Genomic DNA, 17,322 nt, shown 5'->3' on the forward strand with positions numbered 1-17,322 from the left:
ACTAAGTTAACGTTAGTTAATCAGTAACATAAGCCAGCAGACCATTCTGCTGGCTTATGTGTATCGCCACATAGGAACTTACTTAAATCGCCTGTTTAGCCTATACAAAGTGGGCATTGTGAGTACAAACTGAAAAACAAAAAAGGAGAGCTAACCTGCTCTCCTTTGTATTTTAACCGTGGATAAACTAAGCCACATTAACCGATTTAGCTAAACTGCTACTTTGGAAAAACTCATCATGCAATGCGCAAATCGCGTGCTGGTATTCCTTATCACCGACAACAAATTGAACATTTACATTTCTCAATGATGAGTGCAGTGCAACTGGCGTAACGCCATTATTCATCAATGCAAGCACACCTTTCGCCAACGTCTTGTTGGTATCAATTTGAGAACCGATGGCTGAGATAAGCGCGACCATACGACCTTTAATCGAGGCATTCGGATAACGTTTCTCGGCTTTATACAATACTTTGTTTAAGCTATCAGTACTGCCACCTAGATAGTAAGTAATAGAGTTAGCGTTCATCTCTTTACCAACCAAACTTACACGAGCATCGGAGATGATTTCCATCAATTCGTAACTAACGTTATCGGCTTTTCCTACCATTGCTTGGTCAAACAAATGCAGTGCAAATACTTTTTCTTTACCTGCGATGATCTCGACTTTGTCTTCTTCTGGGCGGTAGCTTGAAGAGATCAAAGTACCTTCGTGTTCAGGTTCGAATGTATTTTTAATCTGTAGCTCAATACCACTTTCACGTAAACCCGCAGCGGCATTTGGGTGAATCGCTTCCATGCCAAGGTTAGCAAGTTGGTCTGCTACGTCATAGTTTGTACTACCAATTGGTAATACTTTTTCAGGGCCAACAACGCGTGGGTCCGCTGAGCTCAAGTGGTACTCTTTGTGAATTACTGCTAAATCCGCTTTTGTTATTGCTGCAATTCGGCTAAATGTCATCTCACTATAACCTCGGTCATAAGTGTGCATTAGGCCCTCTTTACAGTAAGCATAACCTGTCACGATTGGCAGTTCTTTTGATACATCGATATCAGCAAACGCGTCACTGATCGACTCATCAAGGCTTCTTGGCGCTTGATTATCCCAACCAGACAGGTCAACGAACTTAGCGTTAATACCCATATTTTTTAGTTTTAGTGCTGTGTTGTAAGCACTATGTGCCTCACCGATAGACGAGAGAAACTCTCGAATTTGAGGCAAGTACTGGCGCAACGAAAATTGACCGTACTGACAGGTTTCTAAAATATTCGCGATACAGTTTTTCGCTTCAGCAATGCGGGAGCGAATGAATTTATCCGCACGGATACGATTCATTGGGTCCGCAAAAATATTTTCATTGGTCAGCAACATACGGCTTTCAACGTACGCTAACGCTTCTTCCCATTTGTCGTCGCGTTTCGCGATAAGCTGATAAACGCCTGGTTTACTGGTTTTTTTACACTCGAGCAGCGCATCGGTCATACCACCGTATGCAGATACGACAAAAATACGATTGTATGGTGTTTTGGGACGAAGAATAATATTGTCGAGAACAGCATCAAATGCTGTCATTGATGTACCGCCGATTTTTTCTACGGTAAATGTCATGATAAGCCTTTTTTGATTGGTAACTTTAAAAAGAAAAAAGAAGAGATAGTAAAGTGTGGGGTGGCAAAGCACCCCACCATCATCTTTTAGTCAACGAGAGGATAAACACCGTTTTCATCGTGCACTTCAGCGCCAGTAATCGGTGGGTTAAACACACACGCCATTACCATTTCTTTATTCTTATAAGCTCTCAAGTAGTGCTCATCGTGTTTATCAAGGATGTATAATGTACCTGGTTTAATTGGGTACGTTTCTCCACCTACAACTTCAATCTCACCTTCACCACTCATACAAAACACCGATTCAAGGTGGTTTTGATAGTGAATATGAGTTTCTGTATCTTCATAAATCGTTGTGATGTGGAAAGAGAAACCCATGTTGTCGTCTTTCAACAACATGCGGACACTTTCCCAGTTATCTGAAACAACACGTCGTTCGCTGTTGCGGCATTCATCTAGAGTTCTGACGATCATAATTAAAATCCTTATTAAGATGCTTGTTTGAAATGTTTCGCAGCGATAGTCTCTACTGCATTTTCAAAGATGCTTAGTCCTTGATCTAGCTCTGATTCGCTGATGGTTAGTGGACAGAAGAACTTCACAACTTCATCTTCTGGACCCGCTGTCTCTATCACCATTCCATTCTCGAAACAGTTTTTCGCAATTTCAGATGCCATGTCACCATTGATACATTCAACACCAACCATCATGCCGCGGCCTTTTTTCTGCACAAACATTTGTGGAAAGCGACGAACACAACGGTCAATCACTGCACTTACCTTGTCTGAACACTGCTTGATGTGTGTTTCAAAATCATCGTTTGCCCAGTAAATTTCTAGTGCTTTTGCAGCAGTAATAAAGGCGTGATTATTGCCACGGAACGTACCGTTATGCTCGCCTGGCTTCCACTGGTCAAGCTCAGGCTTAAGTAATACGACAGCCATCGGCAAACCGTAACCACCGATCGACTTCGATAGCGTCACGATATCCGGTTGGATACCAGACGGCTCGAAACTAAAGAAAGTACCGGTACGTCCACAACCTGCTTGAATGTCATCGACAATCACAAGAATGTCATTGGCTTTACAGATTTTGCTCAAACGTTGTAACCACTCGTTTGAAGCAGCATTTAAACCACCTTCACCCTGCACAGTTTCAAGAAGTACAGCGGCTGGTTTATCCATACCTGCAGAGTTATCATTTAGCATGGTTTCGAACAGCGCAAGACCATCTACGCCAGCGTAACCTTCAAATGGAATACGAGTGACGTTACTTAGACTAGAACCGTTACCTTGTCTGTGATGCTGGTTACCCGTTGCAGCCAGTGCGCCAGCAGTACAACCATGGAAACCGTTAGTAAACGCAACGACGCTGTCGCGGCCTTTTACTTTTTTAGCCAGCTTCAATGCCGCCTCAACAGCGTTAGTACCTGTTGGGCCCGTAAACTGAACCTTGTAATCCAAGTTTCTTGGTTTAAGGATGTAAGTATCCAACGCTTCCAGAAACGATGCTTTCGCTTCTGAGTGCATATCCAAACCGTGAGTAATACCGTCCATTTCAATGTACTCAAGCAACGCTTGTTTTAGTACTGGATTGTTATGGCCGTAATTTAGAGATCCCGCTCCAGCAAGGAAGTCTAAGTATCGTTCACCTTGTTCTGTTTCTAGCCAGCAGCCTTTCGCTTTACGAAAAACGACCGGGAAATTGTTTGAATATGAGCGTACGTTGGATTCCTGCTTTTTGAAAATATCCATGATGAGACCGTTTTTAATTCCTATTGTTTGAGGATTATTTGAGAGGAATGCGATACAAATATTCTGTATCGTGTTTGCCTTTAAAGTGGGCTTCTTCATCCAAAAATGTGCTTACTTGGCCAGAATTGCCGTTCATCGCATCTAACTTTTTGAACAGTGCCCAAGAGGCTTTATTATCTTCCGTGATGGTAGTTTCTACCGATTTAACACCGCCTAATTCCTCTCGGGTGAGAAGTTCTTTCAACATGCGGAATGCTAAACCATGACCTCTAAAGCGAGGTGAGACTGCAACTTGCCAGACAAATAAAACGTCTTGCTCGTCTGGTTTCTGATAACCGGAAATGAAACCTGCGATTTCGCCTTTTTGCTCAACCAAAATACTGGTTTTGCTGAAATGCGTAGACTGTAGGAAATTGCAATAAGATGAGTTCATGTCCAATGGAGGACAGTCTGCAATCAAGCTGTAAATGTCGTCACCATCAGAGATTTCAGGCTCACGAAAAATCCATTTTTTACTTGAGTCTTCTCCAATCTCTGGATAAAGGACCCAAGGTGCTGATGTGATCATGTGAAAATACATATCCTTTGAGGTCTAATTAAATTTCCTTTTTATTATGGGCATCCCTCGCGACTAAAAATCAAATAATCCGCCTTTTTATCGGTATTTTTGTGATTCAAATCACAAAAATAAACCTATTAACCAAAAGTTAAAATAGTTCGAGGTCTAATTTATTAAATAGTCACCTAAATGCACAGTACAAAAAACAACCAGAATAAGACCGTTTTCCATGCTGTTCATTTCTCAGAGAAAAATAGAAATCCAAAAAAAAGCGGCATGCTTTCGCATACCGCTTTTATCAATAATTTAACTGCTGATACTAGTTATTTTGATTTCTTAGAAACCGCCTTTGGACGAGGTTCATCCATCAAACCTTTTATCAAAGATACCGTTGCAACAAGTAAAACAATAGTAAACGGTAAACCAGTCGTCACCGCCATTGCTTGAGCAGCAGCTAGACCACCACCCAACATCAATGCAATCGCAACCAAACCTTCAAACGTACACCAGAACACGCGTTGTGGCGTTGGTGCATCGACCTTACCGCCCGCAGCAATAGTATCAATAACCAGTGATCCTGAGTCAGAAGAGGTAATGAAGAACACCACGACTAAGATAATGCCGACAAAAGATGTTATCTCAGCCAATGGCATAACATCTAACATGGCAAAAAGTTTTAAAGGTAGTTCTGCGTTAAACACCGCCTCGTAGCCATCATTAACGTATTGGCTAATTGCGTTACCGCCAAAAGCCGTCATCCATAACACACAAACTGAAGATGGGATAAGAATAACGCAAATAATAAACTCACGAACTGAACGACCGCGAGACACACGTGCGATGAACATACCCACAAATGGTGACCAAGAAATCCACCACGCCCAGTAAAACGCCGTCCAGCCTTGAGAGTAATTCACATCCTCTCGACCAAATGGCATAGATAAGGCAGGGATATTAGCCACATAGGAAACGATGTTCTCGAAGAAACCAGTTAAAATCGCAATCGTCGGGCCAACAACAATAACAAATAGCAATAGCAGCGCTGCAAGACCCATGTTGATTTCAGATAAGATTTTCACGCCCTTATCGAGTCCAGCCACAACAGAGATTAAAGCGAGCGCAGTAATACCAATAATCAATATAACCTGCGTGGTATTGGTCATTGGGACATCAAACAGGAAGTTCAAACCCGTTGCGGCTTGAGACGCACCGTAGCCTAGCGATGTTGCTAAACCAAAAACCGTCGCTACCACTGCAAGAATATCGATAATATGACCAGTCCAACCCCATACACGCTCACCAAACAAAGGGTAAAAAATTGAGCGCATGGTGAGTGGCAAACCTTTGTTAAATGAAAAGATAGCCAGTCCAAGAGCCAAGAGCGCGTATATTGACCACGGATGAAGTGCCCAGTGGTAAATCGTCGCAGCCATCCCTAATGCCGAAGCTGCAGTTGCATCGCCCTCTGCACCACCTAGCGGTGCCCAGTCAGTACGTACACCATTCTCAACGCTCACGCCACCAATCGCAGAACTAAAATGGGACATCGGTTCTGATACACCGAAGAATACGAGACCAATGCCCATACCTGCAGCAAATAGCATTGCCAACCATCCGGCATAGGAGTAATCCGGTGTTGCTTCAGTACCACCGATTCGCACACGGCCCAATGGTGTGAAGATCAATCCGACACAGACAATGACAAAAATATTACCTGAAGCGAGAAAAAACCAGTCTAAATTGTGTAACAAACCCGCTCGTAGGTCTGCAAAAAACGGCTCTACCTGTTCTCGGAATAATAGTGTTATCACAACAAACATGACGATTGCTAAGCCAGAAATTGCAAAAACACGGTTGTGAATATCAAGGCCAAATGGGCCTACCTTTAGCGCAACGTTATCCTGACCAATTTGATAGTCAGTATCTATTGCGTTTACTTTTCCATCGGGGCGTTGAATGCCACCGTTATTATCGGTGCTCACGGATAATCTCCTTAAAAATACGTGACCAAGTTTAAATTACTTTCGTCGGAGTTCGAGTAATGAAACGTCTTCATCACTACCAAGCACATGTTCATAAAACATTGTTCTTATAAGCGGTTACTCAATCCGCCATCATAATCTTAAAGCCCCCTATCTCTCATTGCATTTTATTGTTTTCACCATAAATAACGCCTATTGCCAAACCGAAGATATTGGCATGTTTCGATTAAAGTGATACTGCAGTTGTGCTTGAAACAGCTCCGCAGTTGCTAACGCATCCGTCAGGGCATGGTGAGGTTGATAAGCAGGGAGGCCATATCTTTCACGAGCGTGCCCTAATCGTACAGAACCGGGTTTCTTGCCTTTCAACTTATTGATAAAACCTCTGCATTCACGGCGTTGTATCGCATACTCAATATCTAACGTATCAACAACAGGAAACTGTATCCCCTCTCCGATGCTATTTAGCAAGGCGTTATTAAAGAACTGCCTTTCAATGTTCTTGTAGTGAACAAGTACCACTTTGCCTGACAACGCATCCAATATTTCACCCAAGATCTGAGACAGCTGCGGCGCGTTTTTAACCTCAGAGTCAGTGATACCGTGAATAATGACAGACTCGTGGTTTAACTCTCTGTTTGGGTTAACGACCCAATGAGCAGAACCATTACATTGAACACGATCAATAGTGAACGGCACAAGTCCGATCGTGAGAATGACATCCTCTTCCGAGTTCAATCCTGTTGTCTCAAAGTCTACCGAGACAAATGGCACTTGTTCAATTGGTGTTTCCCCATTAACCATCGGTGTCGAATAGTAGCGTTTGAGCCTCTCGTCTTTCGCTTCTTTAGCTAGTTGTTTGAACAACATTGACCACTCTAGCGTCTGGGATGTATCCAACAACGGCTGTTCTTTTTCTACTTTTTTTGAGAACCACATTATTTGCTACTTCTCTGGTATCGAAACTTAATGAAGTTCTGAGCGTTACTTAGAATTTGAAATGCTGCTTTTAAGTTTCGACGTTCAAATTCAGACATGTTCTCCGGCTCAATATTGTTGTCTGGCTCTTCTCCATTTTCTATATCAAGGGCTTGGTGACGAATTCGAACCATGTAGATTAGCTCCATCGCATCCCTTAAATCCAAACCTCGACCTTTCGGTAAAATGCCAGCATCATTAATGTCATCTAAACGGTCGAAAGAGTTTTGCGATCGCGAACCGATTGCCAGAGAATGCACCCGTATTAAATCGGCCAACGGAGCCGTCCCCCTTCGCTTCAAGTTAATCGAGTTGCGATGACGACCATCTTTCTCCATCACAAAGTCTTTGAAAAAGCCCAGTGGAGGCGTCCTACGTATTGCGTTATACGCCATACAAGCAAGAAAGCGGTTATTTCTTTTCGCTCGTCTCACAATAAAGCTGCTTAATTGCTCCGCCCATTTCACTCGCCCATGCACACCGAGGAGATCAAAAAAGATATTACTATTTAACAATCTCTCAGGGGTTGGATTGTCTATCCAGTTTCCAAAGCATTCTTCCCATTCTGCACGAGTTTTTCGCCATTCTGGGTTGGTAGCCATAATGTCTCCAGTACAATAAGCATAGCCGCATGCCGCTAAACCATCACAAACAAATTTAGCAAACTTTTCAAAGTACTCTCCGTGAATCTCAACGTCATAACTGTTATCGAGAATAAGGGCGTTATCTTGATCCGTTACAATTAGCTGCTCATCCCTCGCCATTGAACCCATTGCGACTAAACAATAAGGAATGGGCGCTGGGCCGAACTCTTGCTCAGCTAATTCAGCGAGGCGTTGTTTGAAACTACTGCCTATAACCGACATGGCTCGACCAATCATGTGCGCGTTGGCATCTTCATTGACCATTCTTACGAAACAGTCTTTTACTTGTTCAGAAACCTGCTTGAGATCCTCGACACTGGTTTGCTGAAAAATAGAGCTCACTAGCAATAGGCTGTTCTGAGATTCGTAACGAACGATGTCCGTCATGCCAATAATTCCTATCGGCTTTTTATCTTTTAAAATTGGTAAATGATGCACGTTGTAACGCAACATGGTTAACATGGCCTCAAACACATAGGCGTTATAATCCAATGAAACCACGTCATAACTCATGACCTCACTCACTGGAATATTGGTATCAATACCTTGAGCTAGTACGCGAATGCAAAGATCGCGATCAGTCAATATTCCAAGCAGCTGTTCATCATCTTCTTCTGTGAGCTCCTCTGTCGGGCGAATAATGAGCAGAGAGGTGACATTTTCCTCTGCCATTAGTATCGCAGCTTCCTGAATTGAAGCCGTTGCCTCCAGAGTTACTGGATCTCTTGCTAAGATTTTACGTGCCTTAGCGGTGGTAAAGTCATTGCTTTCGGAGCGGCTAGATATTGCGCTTCGCAAACGCGCGCTATCTTCCAGTTCCATGTAGTCCGCAAAGTTTTCAAACTCATCACAAAGTTCATTGAAGATGTTTTCCGGAATACAGTAAACGAGAGTGTCTTCTATCGCTTTGGCTGGCATACGTACGCGGTTGTTCATCAACAATCCCATCTGACCAAACAGTCCACCAGCATCAATCCTGTTGTAAAGTTCACCTTTACGTCGATAAATCTCTACCGCCCCACTTCTCACCATATACAAGTCGCGGATCGTATCTCCGAAGTTAAGGATTTTTGTTCCTTGCCGAAAGTATGCAACCTCGGCATTGAGAGCAATTTTTCTAAGCTGCTCTTCAGGTAGGTCATCAAAAGGTGGGTACTGGCTAATGAAATTGAGCACTTCTAACTGTTCGGCTTCCATTTTTTATTCCATACGTTGCCTAAACTACAGCGATAAATATCACCCTGAGTGAAATCAAGCAATAAATAAATCTAAGGATAACAGTACCTAACCGATTTCACAGGACCAAGCCTTAACCAAAAATTAGAGCTCTAACCTTTTTATATGTAGAGTTCTAAGCTATCACAGCTTATATCTATGCAAGCGAGTTGAGTTGAAATGTACAAAAAAATTCAAAATAAATTCAACCCTACGTCAGGGCAACGTTATGGCGAATAAAAACACATCACAAGCAATTGTTTTAAATATAAAAAAGAAGAATTGAACATACCTTGCTCAACGAATTCTCTATGCACGGCAGAACTAGTTAACCAACCCCCTTTCGTTGAAAGTTGAACTAAAATTAATTAGAGTACAAATCGTTAAACAGTTATAAACACACGAAAAAGGACAGATAACATGGATCCCATACTGGAAGTTAAGGGACTGTATAAAGTGTTTGGAGAAGACCCAGAGAGAGCCTTCTCGCTTATCGACAAAGGCGTCGATAAAGACGGTATTTTTGAACAGACAGGTTTAACAGTCGGCGTAAACGATGTATCTCTCACCATAAATGAAGGGGAAATTTTCGTAATCATGGGCCTTTCTGGCTCCGGGAAATCCACCCTTGTTCGACTTCTTAACCGGCTCATTGAGCCGACTAAAGGTAGTGTTTATCTCAAAGGAAGAGATATCGCCCACATCTCCGAGAATGAACTTCGAGAAGTTCGTCGTAATAATATCTCAATGGTGTTTCAAAGTTTCGCACTCATGCCACACATGACGGTGATTGAAAATGCCGCCTTTGGTTTAGAACTTGCCGGCATCGATGTTAATGAGCGTCAGAAAAGTGCCCTTTCCGCCTTAGAAAGAGTGGGTTTAGACCCTTATGCAGAATCTTTCCCTGACGAATTATCCGGTGGTATGAAACAGCGCGTTGGTTTAGCGAGAGCGTTAGCCTGTGATCCTGACATCCTATTAATGGACGAGGCGTTTTCCGCTTTAGACCCATTGATCCGTTCTGAGATGCAAGATGAGCTTATTCGTCTACAGAACGATGACAAACGCACAATTGTCTTCATTTCTCATGATTTGGATGAAGCAATGCGCATTGGCGACCGTATCGCCATCATGCAAAACGGTGAGGTTGTTCAGGTTGGTACACCTGATGAAATATTACACAGTCCAGCAAATGATTATGTCGAAGCCTTTTTCCGCGGCGTAAACATCGCAAGTGTCTTGACAGCAAAAGATATCGCGCGCAAGAAGCCAGCGGCTGTTTTTAAGAAATCGGAAAATGACGGTCCAGGCTCTGCGATGCAGATTCTGATGGATCACGACCGTGATTACGGTATTGTCGTCGATAAATCTAGCCGATATTCCGGCATCGTATCTCTTGATTCACTACGTTTGGCTCATAAAGAAAACCGTTCGTTAGCCAGTGCTCAATTACCGGATGAAGTTACTCTTCAGCCTGATCAGTCAATTAATGACATTTTGGGTCTGGTTGCTGGTGTTCCTTATGCCGTGCCTGTCGTAGATGAGCAAGGAACTTACTTTGGTGTCGTGACTAAATCACGTCTTCTACAAACACTAGATAAGGATTAACACGATGTCTTCAGAGCAAACTAACAATGATCCCTGGTCAAATACTGCTCCTGCGCAAGATGATCCTTGGTCGCAAGGTACAGAGGCCGCGCCAAGTAATGATTGGCTCAACTCAGAAACTGTAGAGCAAGCGCCATTCGATATTATGAACCCATTCCAAGATGCGGTTTTACCCCTCGATAGCTGGGTAGAATCCGGTTTGAACTGGCTGGTGGAACATGGTCGACCTGTTTTCCAAGCAATACGAGTTCCAATCGACTTTATTCTAACGTCGTTTGAAACTGCTTTGGTGTCTACACCTGCGCCTATAATGGTACTCATTTTATTTTTGCTAGCGTGGCAGTTTTCCAATGTAAAACTTGGTTTTTCTACTCTTGTATCCCTTGTTTTCATCGGCCTAATTGGTGCGTGGTCACAAGCGATGACAACGCTAGCACTGGTGTTAACCGCCGTTTTCTTCTGTTTGCTTATAGGGCTACCAATGGGGATATGGTTGGCAAGGAGCCAAACCGCTGCCAAATTTGTTAGGCCAATATTAGATGCAATGCAAACGACTCCCGCGTTCGTTTACCTTGTGCCAATTGTTATGTTGTTTGGTATTGGTAACGTTCCTGGCGTAGTAGTAACGATCATTTTCGCCCTGCCTCCCGTTGTGCGCCTGACTATTTTAGGTATTCAGCAAGTACCTGAAGAGCTTATCGAAGCTGGCCACTCTTTCGGGGCAAACAAAAAACAGATGCTTTATCGCATCCAGTTACCGTTGGCGTTACCAACTATCATGGCAGGTGTAAACCAAACCTTAATGCTGTCACTTTCTATGGTAGTGATTGCTTCAATGATTGCTGTTGGCGGCTTAGGCCAAATGGTACTTCGTGGTATTGGCCGACTTGATATGGGTCTTGCTGCCGTTGGTGGCTTAGGCATCGTTATTCTTGCGATTTTGTTAGACCGTATCACCCAGGTGTTAGGGGTTAATGCGGGCAACACTAAACTTCGCTGGTATCACACAGGTCCTGTTTCATACCTATTAAAACTGAAAACAAAGACGAACCAAGACGATCTAAAACTTAGGAGAAACATCAATGAATAATTCATGGAAGAAAGCGCTCTCTGTTGGAGCTCTAAGTACTATCGCATTTTCAACTTATGGTGTGGCAAGTGAACTACCGGGTGAAGGTGTCACTGTTCAGCCTGTTCAATCAACCGTTGCAGAAGAAACATTTCAAACGTTGATCGTAAACCGCGCACTTGAAGAGCTTGGTTACGATGTTAAACCGACCAAAGAAGTGGACTACAACGTAGGCTACACCTCTATTGCTAAAGGTGATGCTACTTTCTTAGCGGTTGGTTGGTTCCCTCTTCACGCCGATAAGTACACGATGTCGGGCGGTGATGATAAGTTCTTCCGTAAAGGCCAATACGTAAGTGGTGCTGCGCAAGGTTATTTGATCGATAAGAAAACCGCGGAAAAATATAACATCACTAACATTGGTCAGTTAAAAGATCCAAAATTGGCGAAGCTATTCGATGCAAACGGCGATGGCAAAGCGGACTTAACTGGTTGTAACCCAGGTTGGGGGTGTGAAATGGTTGTTGAGCATCAGTTGGATGCTTTCAAACTTCGTGGCACAGTAACACACAACCAAGGTAACTACGCGGCGATTATCGCTGATACGATCTCACGTTACAAAAAAGGCGATCCGATTCTTTACTACACTTGGACACCGTACTGGGTAAGTGGCGTTTTAGTTCCAGGGAAAGATGTTGTGTGGTTAGAAGTGCCATTCTCTTCACTTCCTGGTGAGCGTAAGGACATTGATACGACACTAGAGAACGGTAAGAACTACGGCTTCGAGATGAACTCTATGCGCATCGTTGCCAATAAAGAGTTTACGGAAAAAAACCCTGCTGCTGCGAAGCTATTTGAAATCATCAAACTAAATATCAATGATGTTAGTGCTCAGAATATGATGATGAGCCAAGGTAAGAACAGCTCAGCGGACATCGAGTCTCATGTAAATGGTTGGATCAAAGCGAACCAGAAAAAGTTCGACGCATGGGTCGAAGAAGCGAAGAAAGCCGCAATGTAATCATGCCTTTATCAACCTCTAGAGCCAGTTGGTGTTATCAACTGGCTCTTTTTTTACACAAACGCCCCTCCCCCTTACATAGACATACCAACACTTACACTACTCGACCATAAACCCACATTATAATTCACGTTTATTTCACGCTTGCTTTGCTAAAAACAACACAACATAACAATTAAACTATTCGAATAAATATGAAAAACTTATCAAAGAGCTCTGTGTGGGGGCCTTTGCAGCCAATTGCTGCCTTTTCTTTGTTTTCGCTTCTATTTCTGTCTATCTCAAGAGTTTTGCTAGCTTTTTGGCAGATTGACCGTATTGACTCTCTAAACGACTTAATTTACATCCTAGGTCAAGGTTTGCGCGTAGATATTGCAACGCTTTGCTGGTTATTTATTCTTCCAGCACTGTTTTCAACCTTCATGCCATTAACCGGTAAGATGGGAGAGTGTTGGAAGCGAATATTACGCATATGGATGGTTTTAGGGCTTTGGGTGCTTGTATACATGGAGCTAGCAACAGCGCCATTCATTCAGGAATACGACCTACGTCCAAACCGCCTGTTTGTGGAATACTTAATCTACCCAAAAGAAGTCTTGAGTATGCTCTGGACTGGCTACAAATTAGAACTGTTTATTGGTGCGTTAGGTACAGTTTTAACCATCACTTTAGGTTGGAAGTGGAGTAAGAAACTGACCGATAAGGCGCAGCAGGTCAACTGGAAATGGCGACCACTATTGGCACTTTTCGTTGTTCTTTTTGGGGTTGCAGGTGCTCGCTCATCTTTAGGTCACCGCCCGCTAAATCCTGCTATGGTCGCCTTTTCTAACGATCCACTGCTTAACGACTTAGCACTGAACTCATCTTACTCATTGTTGTTTGCGGTTAATAGCATGAAGTCAGAAAAGAGCGCGGAGCAGTTCTACGGAAAAATGGACACTCAAAAGATGTTGGAATTAGTTCGCACTTCATCAACAAAGTCCGACTTCACCCCTTCATTACTCCCAACCATGAACAGTAACCCCGCGACTTACCAAGGTAAACATAAAAACTTAGTGATTTTGCTACAAGAAAGCTTAGGCGCCCAATTTGTCGGTGCTTTGGGTGGTTTGCCTCTAACACCAAACCTTGATGAACTCATGAAGGAAGGTTGGCAGTTCACACAAATGTACGCCACTGGTACTCGTTCTGTCCGTGGAATTGAAGCCGTAACCACGGGCTTTCCTCCATCTCCGTCTCGCGCGGTAGTGAAGCTGAGTAAAAGCCAAACGGGTTTCTTTACTATCGCGGACTTACTAAAAGCTCAAGGCTATCACACGCAATTTATTTACGGCGGTGAAGCCAACTTTGACAACATGAAAACTTTCTTCTTTGGTAACGGTTTTGATCAAATAGTAGAAGAAGACGATTATAACAACCCAAGCTTTGTTGGCTCTTGGGGGGTTAGCGATGAAGATCTATATAACAAAGCAAACGAAGAGTTTGAACGCCTTTCAAAAAGCGACAAACCTTTCTTTAGCTTAGTTTTTACGTCAAGTAATCATAGCCCTTATGAGTATCCGCAAGGCAAAATTGAGCCATACGATTCAGAACATATGACGCGTAACAACGCCGTAAAATATTCCGATTACGCTTTGGGCACTTTCTTTGAAAAGGCGAAAAAGTCATCTTATTGGGATGATACCATTTTCATTGTAATTGCAGATCATGATGCACGTGTTTCTGGCGCTAACCTTGTTCCGGTTAAGCACTTTCACATTCCAGCATTGATCCTTGGTAAAGGCATTCAACCACGTAAAGATGACCGCATAGCAAACAACATAGACATGCCGCCTACACTGTTATCTCTAATTGGGGTAGATGCTAAAACACCGATGATTGGTCGTGATTTAACGAAGCCACTGGCTCGCGAAGATGAACGCGCAATGATGCAATACGACAAAAACTTTGGTTATTTAACGCGCGACAATCTCGTTGTGCTTTCCCCTGGTGAAAAGATATCGACCCTGGCGTACGACTTTAAAGACCAAACCATGAAGCCGCTAGAGGTGGACGAGTCTATTATCGAGCGTGCAAAAGCAAACGCATTATTTGCATCTAAAGCGTATCAAAACAACTGGTATTCTTCCAAAAACACTCATTAATACCAATGATTGCGCTGATAAAAAGGAGCTAAACGGCTCCTTTTTCTTATTCTTTCACTTACCTTCGAGAATGTGCTACTGACAACTCCTGTCGTTCCTTTCCGTTAGATTGCCCCTACTATTTCTAATTGATTAAGGAACAAACCATGCTGACTATCAATTCATTCGTTCTCTACGTTGAGGACATCCACATAAGCCAAGTTTTTTATTCGAAACTGTTCGAACGCAAAGTCACGCAGTTGTCTCCAACCTTCGCCGCTATTCCACTGACCGAAGGCTTAACGTTGACACTCAAGCAAAGAGATAATCTTTCACCCTACAGCGGCATTCGAGGTGGTGGTACTGAGTTGTCTTTATCAGTGCCCAACAGGCATACGTTAGAGCGCATTTACAAGCGCTGGAAAGACCTAGGTGTTGAGTTTGTTCAACCACCAGCGACATCAGTGTATGGGTTAAATTTTATGGCTATCGATCCAGATAAGCATCGCATTCGCGTTTTCATAAATGAATAAAAATGCGTTAAAAATGCTTTTTACCCATTCCCAATGTGACTTCAATAAATTAGACTCAAGGAAACATCAAAAGCGGCGTAGTAATAAGAAGGAATGCCCATGAGCTCAAGTATGATCCTTAGCGAATCCCTAATCGAGAGCGGAAGAGATATCCCCCTCAAAGAACTGCTTTATGCAAAGCGCGTGCTGGATAACTACATGGCAGTAGCCAAAGAAAGTAGCCCGCTTGAGCTATTAACTGAGATGAAATCGGCAGCAAAGCAAGTAGAATACTTTACAACGACGAGTAACCCGTGTGAGGCTCGTAATGTCATCAGTCAGATGATTGATAAAATCGACACCGCGGAATCTTTTGCTTCGTTCAAAGCATTAGCAGGTAAGCCATCTCAAGCACTCAATGAACTAATTGAAGATCGAGCTCAGCTGATTAAATACGAACGAGAACTCCTGCTCGCCTCAGGCTATGACGCCTCACGAATCTAATATACGCGACAGGCTAAAAGTCATAGCTAACAACGAAAAAGGAGCTCTTAAAGAGCTCCTTTTGCTTTTCAAAAATCGGATACAAAAGACTTAAAGGCCGATATCTTCCGTTATTGCTTTGATTTGTTTGAGGTCCATTTTATAGACTTCAATCATTTGATCGACCTGACTTAGTCGTGAATTAGCTTCATCATGTTTATCACACGCGTCCGACTTCACGTCCCAAGATTTGCCTTCTAAAAATACGTCACACTCTTTCTTGAGTTTCTCAATCTTAGGTAATAATTTTGACCGTTCTTTCTCGAGAGACTCTAATTCTTGCGAAATTTTTAGCTCTTTCTGGAATACTTCGCGGGACCGCTCAAACATAGTCGCTTGCATATCCGCTTGACGACTCAACTTCTCATTTTCTGACTTCGTCGTGTTGATCTTATCTGCCTGCTGCTTCAATTGAGACTCTAGTGACAAGTTGACCTTCTCGACCTCAGTCAATTGCTTTTGCAACTTCTTAAGTGCTTTCTGATGAGCTTCATCTTTCGCGGCGAGTAACTCACTAACTTGGTTTTGTATTTCTTGGTCGAGCGCCTCTTCACGCACTTTTACTTGAGATGCCAACTGGGTTTTATCTTGCGTTAGTGCTTGATACTTTTCTTCTAATACGTGGTAAGTCGATTCCCACTTGTTCGCAGTGACAACCGATCCAACAAGGCCACCAAATGCCAAGCCTAACACCGCAGCGATTGCGATATAGATATGCGTACGTTTGTCACGCTCTTCAATGACAACTACGTCGTCTTGCTCTTCCATTTTGTTCTGAGAACTCACCGTATACTACTCCAAGGACTCTTTTACTTTGCTAGCGGATCAATTCCGCAAACATAATTGATGCTGTATAAATCAGAAATGCGCCAATTAATGTTATAACGGTCGCTTTTTGGACTTTTTCATTGGTTCGATAACGAAACAGCACAAATGCTACTGCAATCAACACCGCAATGGCTAATAATCTGGTCATACCGCCTCCTTGTCCACTCATGAAAAACTGCCTAGGTCCGTAGACTGTTTCACAAAGATTCATTGTAACCCATTTATACGTACCATAAGGTCAACTTAGCGTAGATTTTAAAATAAGTGCTCCGATTTTAATCAATTTTGTGTCCTTAATTGAATAACTTATGTCGTAACAATCGAAACACATTTATCGTTCTGAAGTATTTTTGGGTTCCATTCCCTAACCCAATAAATTTTATTTATGCCGTGACTCGCACAAAAAGATTGGCAAACATACCTTCATGAAAATTGATGAGGTTATTTCATTGAAAATAAATTGACATAGGGTGTTGAAATGGACCAAAAACATGATAGAGTTCACACGTTAATGATGACCAGCATCATTAACTAACCTTTACTCATTTAATTGAGTAATTGTTCCGATGAAGACTGCAGGAGAGTGGTTATTAATCAAATTTTAACATTTGATTAGCATAACTCGCCGAAGAATTAACTATTTCAGGTGCTACCTAGGTAGCGGGGACTGTAGTTGGAGGAACCTCTGGAGAGAACCGTTAAATCGGTCGCCGAAGGAGCAAGTCTTGCACTCACGCAAGGTGAAACTCTCAGGCAAAAGGACAGAGGAGTGGAAAGTTACAACCTAACTATTTTGCTTGGCCTTCCCGCCTACAACCAATAGCTTAGTTCTTTTAGAGATCGTTGATCTCGTCCTTTCCCTCTTCTCCTTATTAGTT

Annotated in this window: 15 protein-coding genes and 1 riboswitch; of the genes, 6 read left to right on the forward strand and 9 right to left on the reverse strand. The window is 42.8% G+C overall.

Features of this window, described 5'->3' with window-relative positions; genetic code table 11:
- Positions 1-187: 187 nt before the first annotated feature.
- The 7 genes from IQP38_RS05620 to IQP38_RS05650 form a co-directional block, all read right to left on the reverse strand.
- On the reverse strand, positions 188-1,609 hold the full coding sequence (locus IQP38_RS05620; protein ID WP_005377768.1) for an aspartate kinase: 1,422 nt from the start codon (positions 1,607-1,609) through the stop codon (positions 188-190).
- 86 nt (positions 1,610-1,695) lie between these two features.
- On the reverse strand, positions 1,696-2,082 hold the full coding sequence (locus tag IQP38_RS05625) for an ectoine synthase (RefSeq protein WP_005377769.1): 387 nt from the start codon (positions 2,080-2,082) through the stop codon (positions 1,696-1,698).
- A 14-nt stretch (positions 2,083-2,096) separates the two neighbouring features.
- Entirely contained in the window at positions 2,097-3,362 is a 1,266-nt protein-coding gene (ectB, locus tag IQP38_RS05630; RefSeq protein ID WP_193837406.1) for a diaminobutyrate--2-oxoglutarate transaminase, read from the reverse strand.
- 34 nt (positions 3,363-3,396) lie between these two features.
- Positions 3,397-3,930, reverse strand: a complete 534-nt coding sequence (ectA, locus tag IQP38_RS05635; protein WP_193837407.1) for a diaminobutyrate acetyltransferase — start codon at positions 3,928-3,930, stop codon at positions 3,397-3,399.
- 314 nt (positions 3,931-4,244) lie between these two features.
- Positions 4,245-5,903 carry a BCCT family transporter gene (locus tag IQP38_RS05640; protein WP_005377772.1) on the reverse strand — a complete coding sequence of 553 codons (1,659 nt, stop codon included), beginning with the start codon at positions 5,901-5,903 and terminating at the stop codon, positions 4,245-4,247.
- A 192-nt stretch (positions 5,904-6,095) separates the two neighbouring features.
- The gene (locus IQP38_RS05645; protein WP_193837408.1) at positions 6,096-6,842 is read right to left on the reverse strand and encodes a 3'-5' exonuclease; all 747 of its coding nucleotides are present in this window, start codon (positions 6,840-6,842) and stop codon (positions 6,096-6,098) included.
- Positions 6,842-8,722, reverse strand: a complete 1,881-nt coding sequence (locus IQP38_RS05650) for a DUF294 nucleotidyltransferase-like domain-containing protein (RefSeq protein ID WP_005377775.1) — start codon at positions 8,720-8,722, stop codon at positions 6,842-6,844. The genes IQP38_RS05645 and IQP38_RS05650 overlap by 1 nt, the downstream gene beginning before the upstream one ends.
- 438 nt (positions 8,723-9,160) lie before the next feature.
- Here IQP38_RS05650 and proV point away from each other — a divergent pair, with 438 nt between their 5' ends.
- The 6 genes from proV (at position 9,161) to IQP38_RS05680 (ending at position 15,577) form a co-directional block, all read left to right on the forward strand.
- On the forward strand, positions 9,161-10,348 hold the full coding sequence (gene proV, locus IQP38_RS05655) for a glycine betaine/L-proline ABC transporter ATP-binding protein ProV (RefSeq protein WP_017633996.1): 1,188 nt from the start codon (positions 9,161-9,163) through the stop codon (positions 10,346-10,348).
- 4 nt (positions 10,349-10,352) lie between these two features.
- A complete protein-coding gene (proW, locus tag IQP38_RS05660; protein WP_005377778.1) occupies positions 10,353-11,438 on the forward strand; it encodes a glycine betaine/L-proline ABC transporter permease ProW in 1,086 nt (361 codons plus the stop codon).
- Positions 11,431-12,438 carry a glycine betaine/L-proline ABC transporter substrate-binding protein ProX gene (gene proX / locus IQP38_RS05665; protein ID WP_005377779.1) on the forward strand — a complete coding sequence of 336 codons (1,008 nt, stop codon included), beginning with the start codon at positions 11,431-11,433 and terminating at the stop codon, positions 12,436-12,438. Before proW ends, proX begins: the two co-directional genes overlap by 8 nt.
- A 194-nt stretch (positions 12,439-12,632) precedes the next feature.
- Positions 12,633-14,582, forward strand: a complete 1,950-nt coding sequence (locus tag IQP38_RS05670; RefSeq protein ID WP_193837409.1) for an LTA synthase family protein — start codon at positions 12,633-12,635, stop codon at positions 14,580-14,582.
- A 146-nt stretch (positions 14,583-14,728) separates the two neighbouring features.
- Positions 14,729-15,094, forward strand: coding sequence for a VOC family protein (locus IQP38_RS05675; RefSeq protein ID WP_130546073.1), 366 nt, complete (start codon positions 14,729-14,731; stop codon positions 15,092-15,094).
- Between the two features lie 99 nt (positions 15,095-15,193).
- A complete protein-coding gene (locus IQP38_RS05680) occupies positions 15,194-15,577 on the forward strand; it encodes a hypothetical protein (protein WP_193837410.1) in 384 nt (127 codons plus the stop codon).
- Between the two features lie 90 nt (positions 15,578-15,667).
- On the opposite strand, the gene IQP38_RS05685 is transcribed toward IQP38_RS05680, so the two are convergent.
- Together IQP38_RS05685 and IQP38_RS05690 are read right to left on the reverse strand one after the other, a co-directional pair.
- Positions 15,668-16,402 carry a chromosome segregation ATPase gene (locus IQP38_RS05685; protein WP_017820934.1) on the reverse strand — a complete coding sequence of 245 codons (735 nt, stop codon included), beginning with the start codon at positions 16,400-16,402 and terminating at the stop codon, positions 15,668-15,670.
- Between the two features lie 31 nt (positions 16,403-16,433).
- Positions 16,434-16,592 (reverse strand): hypothetical protein, encoded by a 159-nt coding sequence (locus IQP38_RS05690; RefSeq protein WP_005377784.1) that lies wholly within the window; start codon positions 16,590-16,592, stop codon positions 16,434-16,436.
- A gap of 527 nt (positions 16,593-17,119) precedes the next feature.
- Positions 17,120-17,219, forward strand: a riboswitch (glycine riboswitch).
- Positions 17,220-17,322: the final 103 nt, after the last annotated feature.

The organism is Vibrio sp. OPT41, from assembly GCF_015163595.1.
GTDB lineage: Bacteria > Pseudomonadota > Gammaproteobacteria > Enterobacterales > Vibrionaceae > Vibrio > Vibrio alginolyticus.

Bases quoted from the DNA above. Each gene is read 5' to 3' on its own strand.
- IQP38_RS05620 (WP_005377768.1), bottom strand. From the start codon at position 1,609: ATGACATTTACCGTAGAAAAAATCGGCGGTACATCAATGACAGCATTT.
- IQP38_RS05625 (WP_005377769.1), bottom strand. From the start codon at position 2,082: ATGATCGTCAGAACTCTAGATGAATGCCGCAACAGCGAACGACGTGTT.
- ectB (WP_193837406.1), bottom strand. From the start codon at position 3,362: ATGGATATTTTCAAAAAGCAGGAATCCAACGTACGCTCATATTCAAAC.
- ectA (WP_193837407.1), bottom strand. From the start codon at position 3,930: ATGATCACATCAGCACCTTGGGTCCTTTATCCAGAGATTGGAGAAGAC.
- IQP38_RS05645 (WP_193837408.1), bottom strand. From the start codon at position 6,842: ATGTGGTTCTCAAAAAAAGTAGAAAAAGAACAGCCGTTGTTGGATACA.
- IQP38_RS05650 (WP_005377775.1), bottom strand. From the start codon at position 8,722: ATGGAAGCCGAACAGTTAGAAGTGCTCAATTTCATTAGCCAGTACCCA.
- proV (WP_017633996.1), top strand. From the start codon at position 9,161: ATGGATCCCATACTGGAAGTTAAGGGACTGTATAAAGTGTTTGGAGAA.
- proW (WP_005377778.1), top strand. From the start codon at position 10,353: ATGTCTTCAGAGCAAACTAACAATGATCCCTGGTCAAATACTGCTCCT.
- proX (WP_005377779.1), top strand. From the start codon at position 11,431: ATGAATAATTCATGGAAGAAAGCGCTCTCTGTTGGAGCTCTAAGTACT.
- IQP38_RS05670 (WP_193837409.1), top strand. From the start codon at position 12,633: ATGAAAAACTTATCAAAGAGCTCTGTGTGGGGGCCTTTGCAGCCAATT.
- IQP38_RS05675 (WP_130546073.1), top strand. From the start codon at position 14,729: ATGCTGACTATCAATTCATTCGTTCTCTACGTTGAGGACATCCACATA.
- IQP38_RS05680 (WP_193837410.1), top strand. From the start codon at position 15,194: ATGAGCTCAAGTATGATCCTTAGCGAATCCCTAATCGAGAGCGGAAGA.
- IQP38_RS05690 (WP_005377784.1), bottom strand. From the start codon at position 16,592: ATGACCAGATTATTAGCCATTGCGGTGTTGATTGCAGTAGCATTTGTG.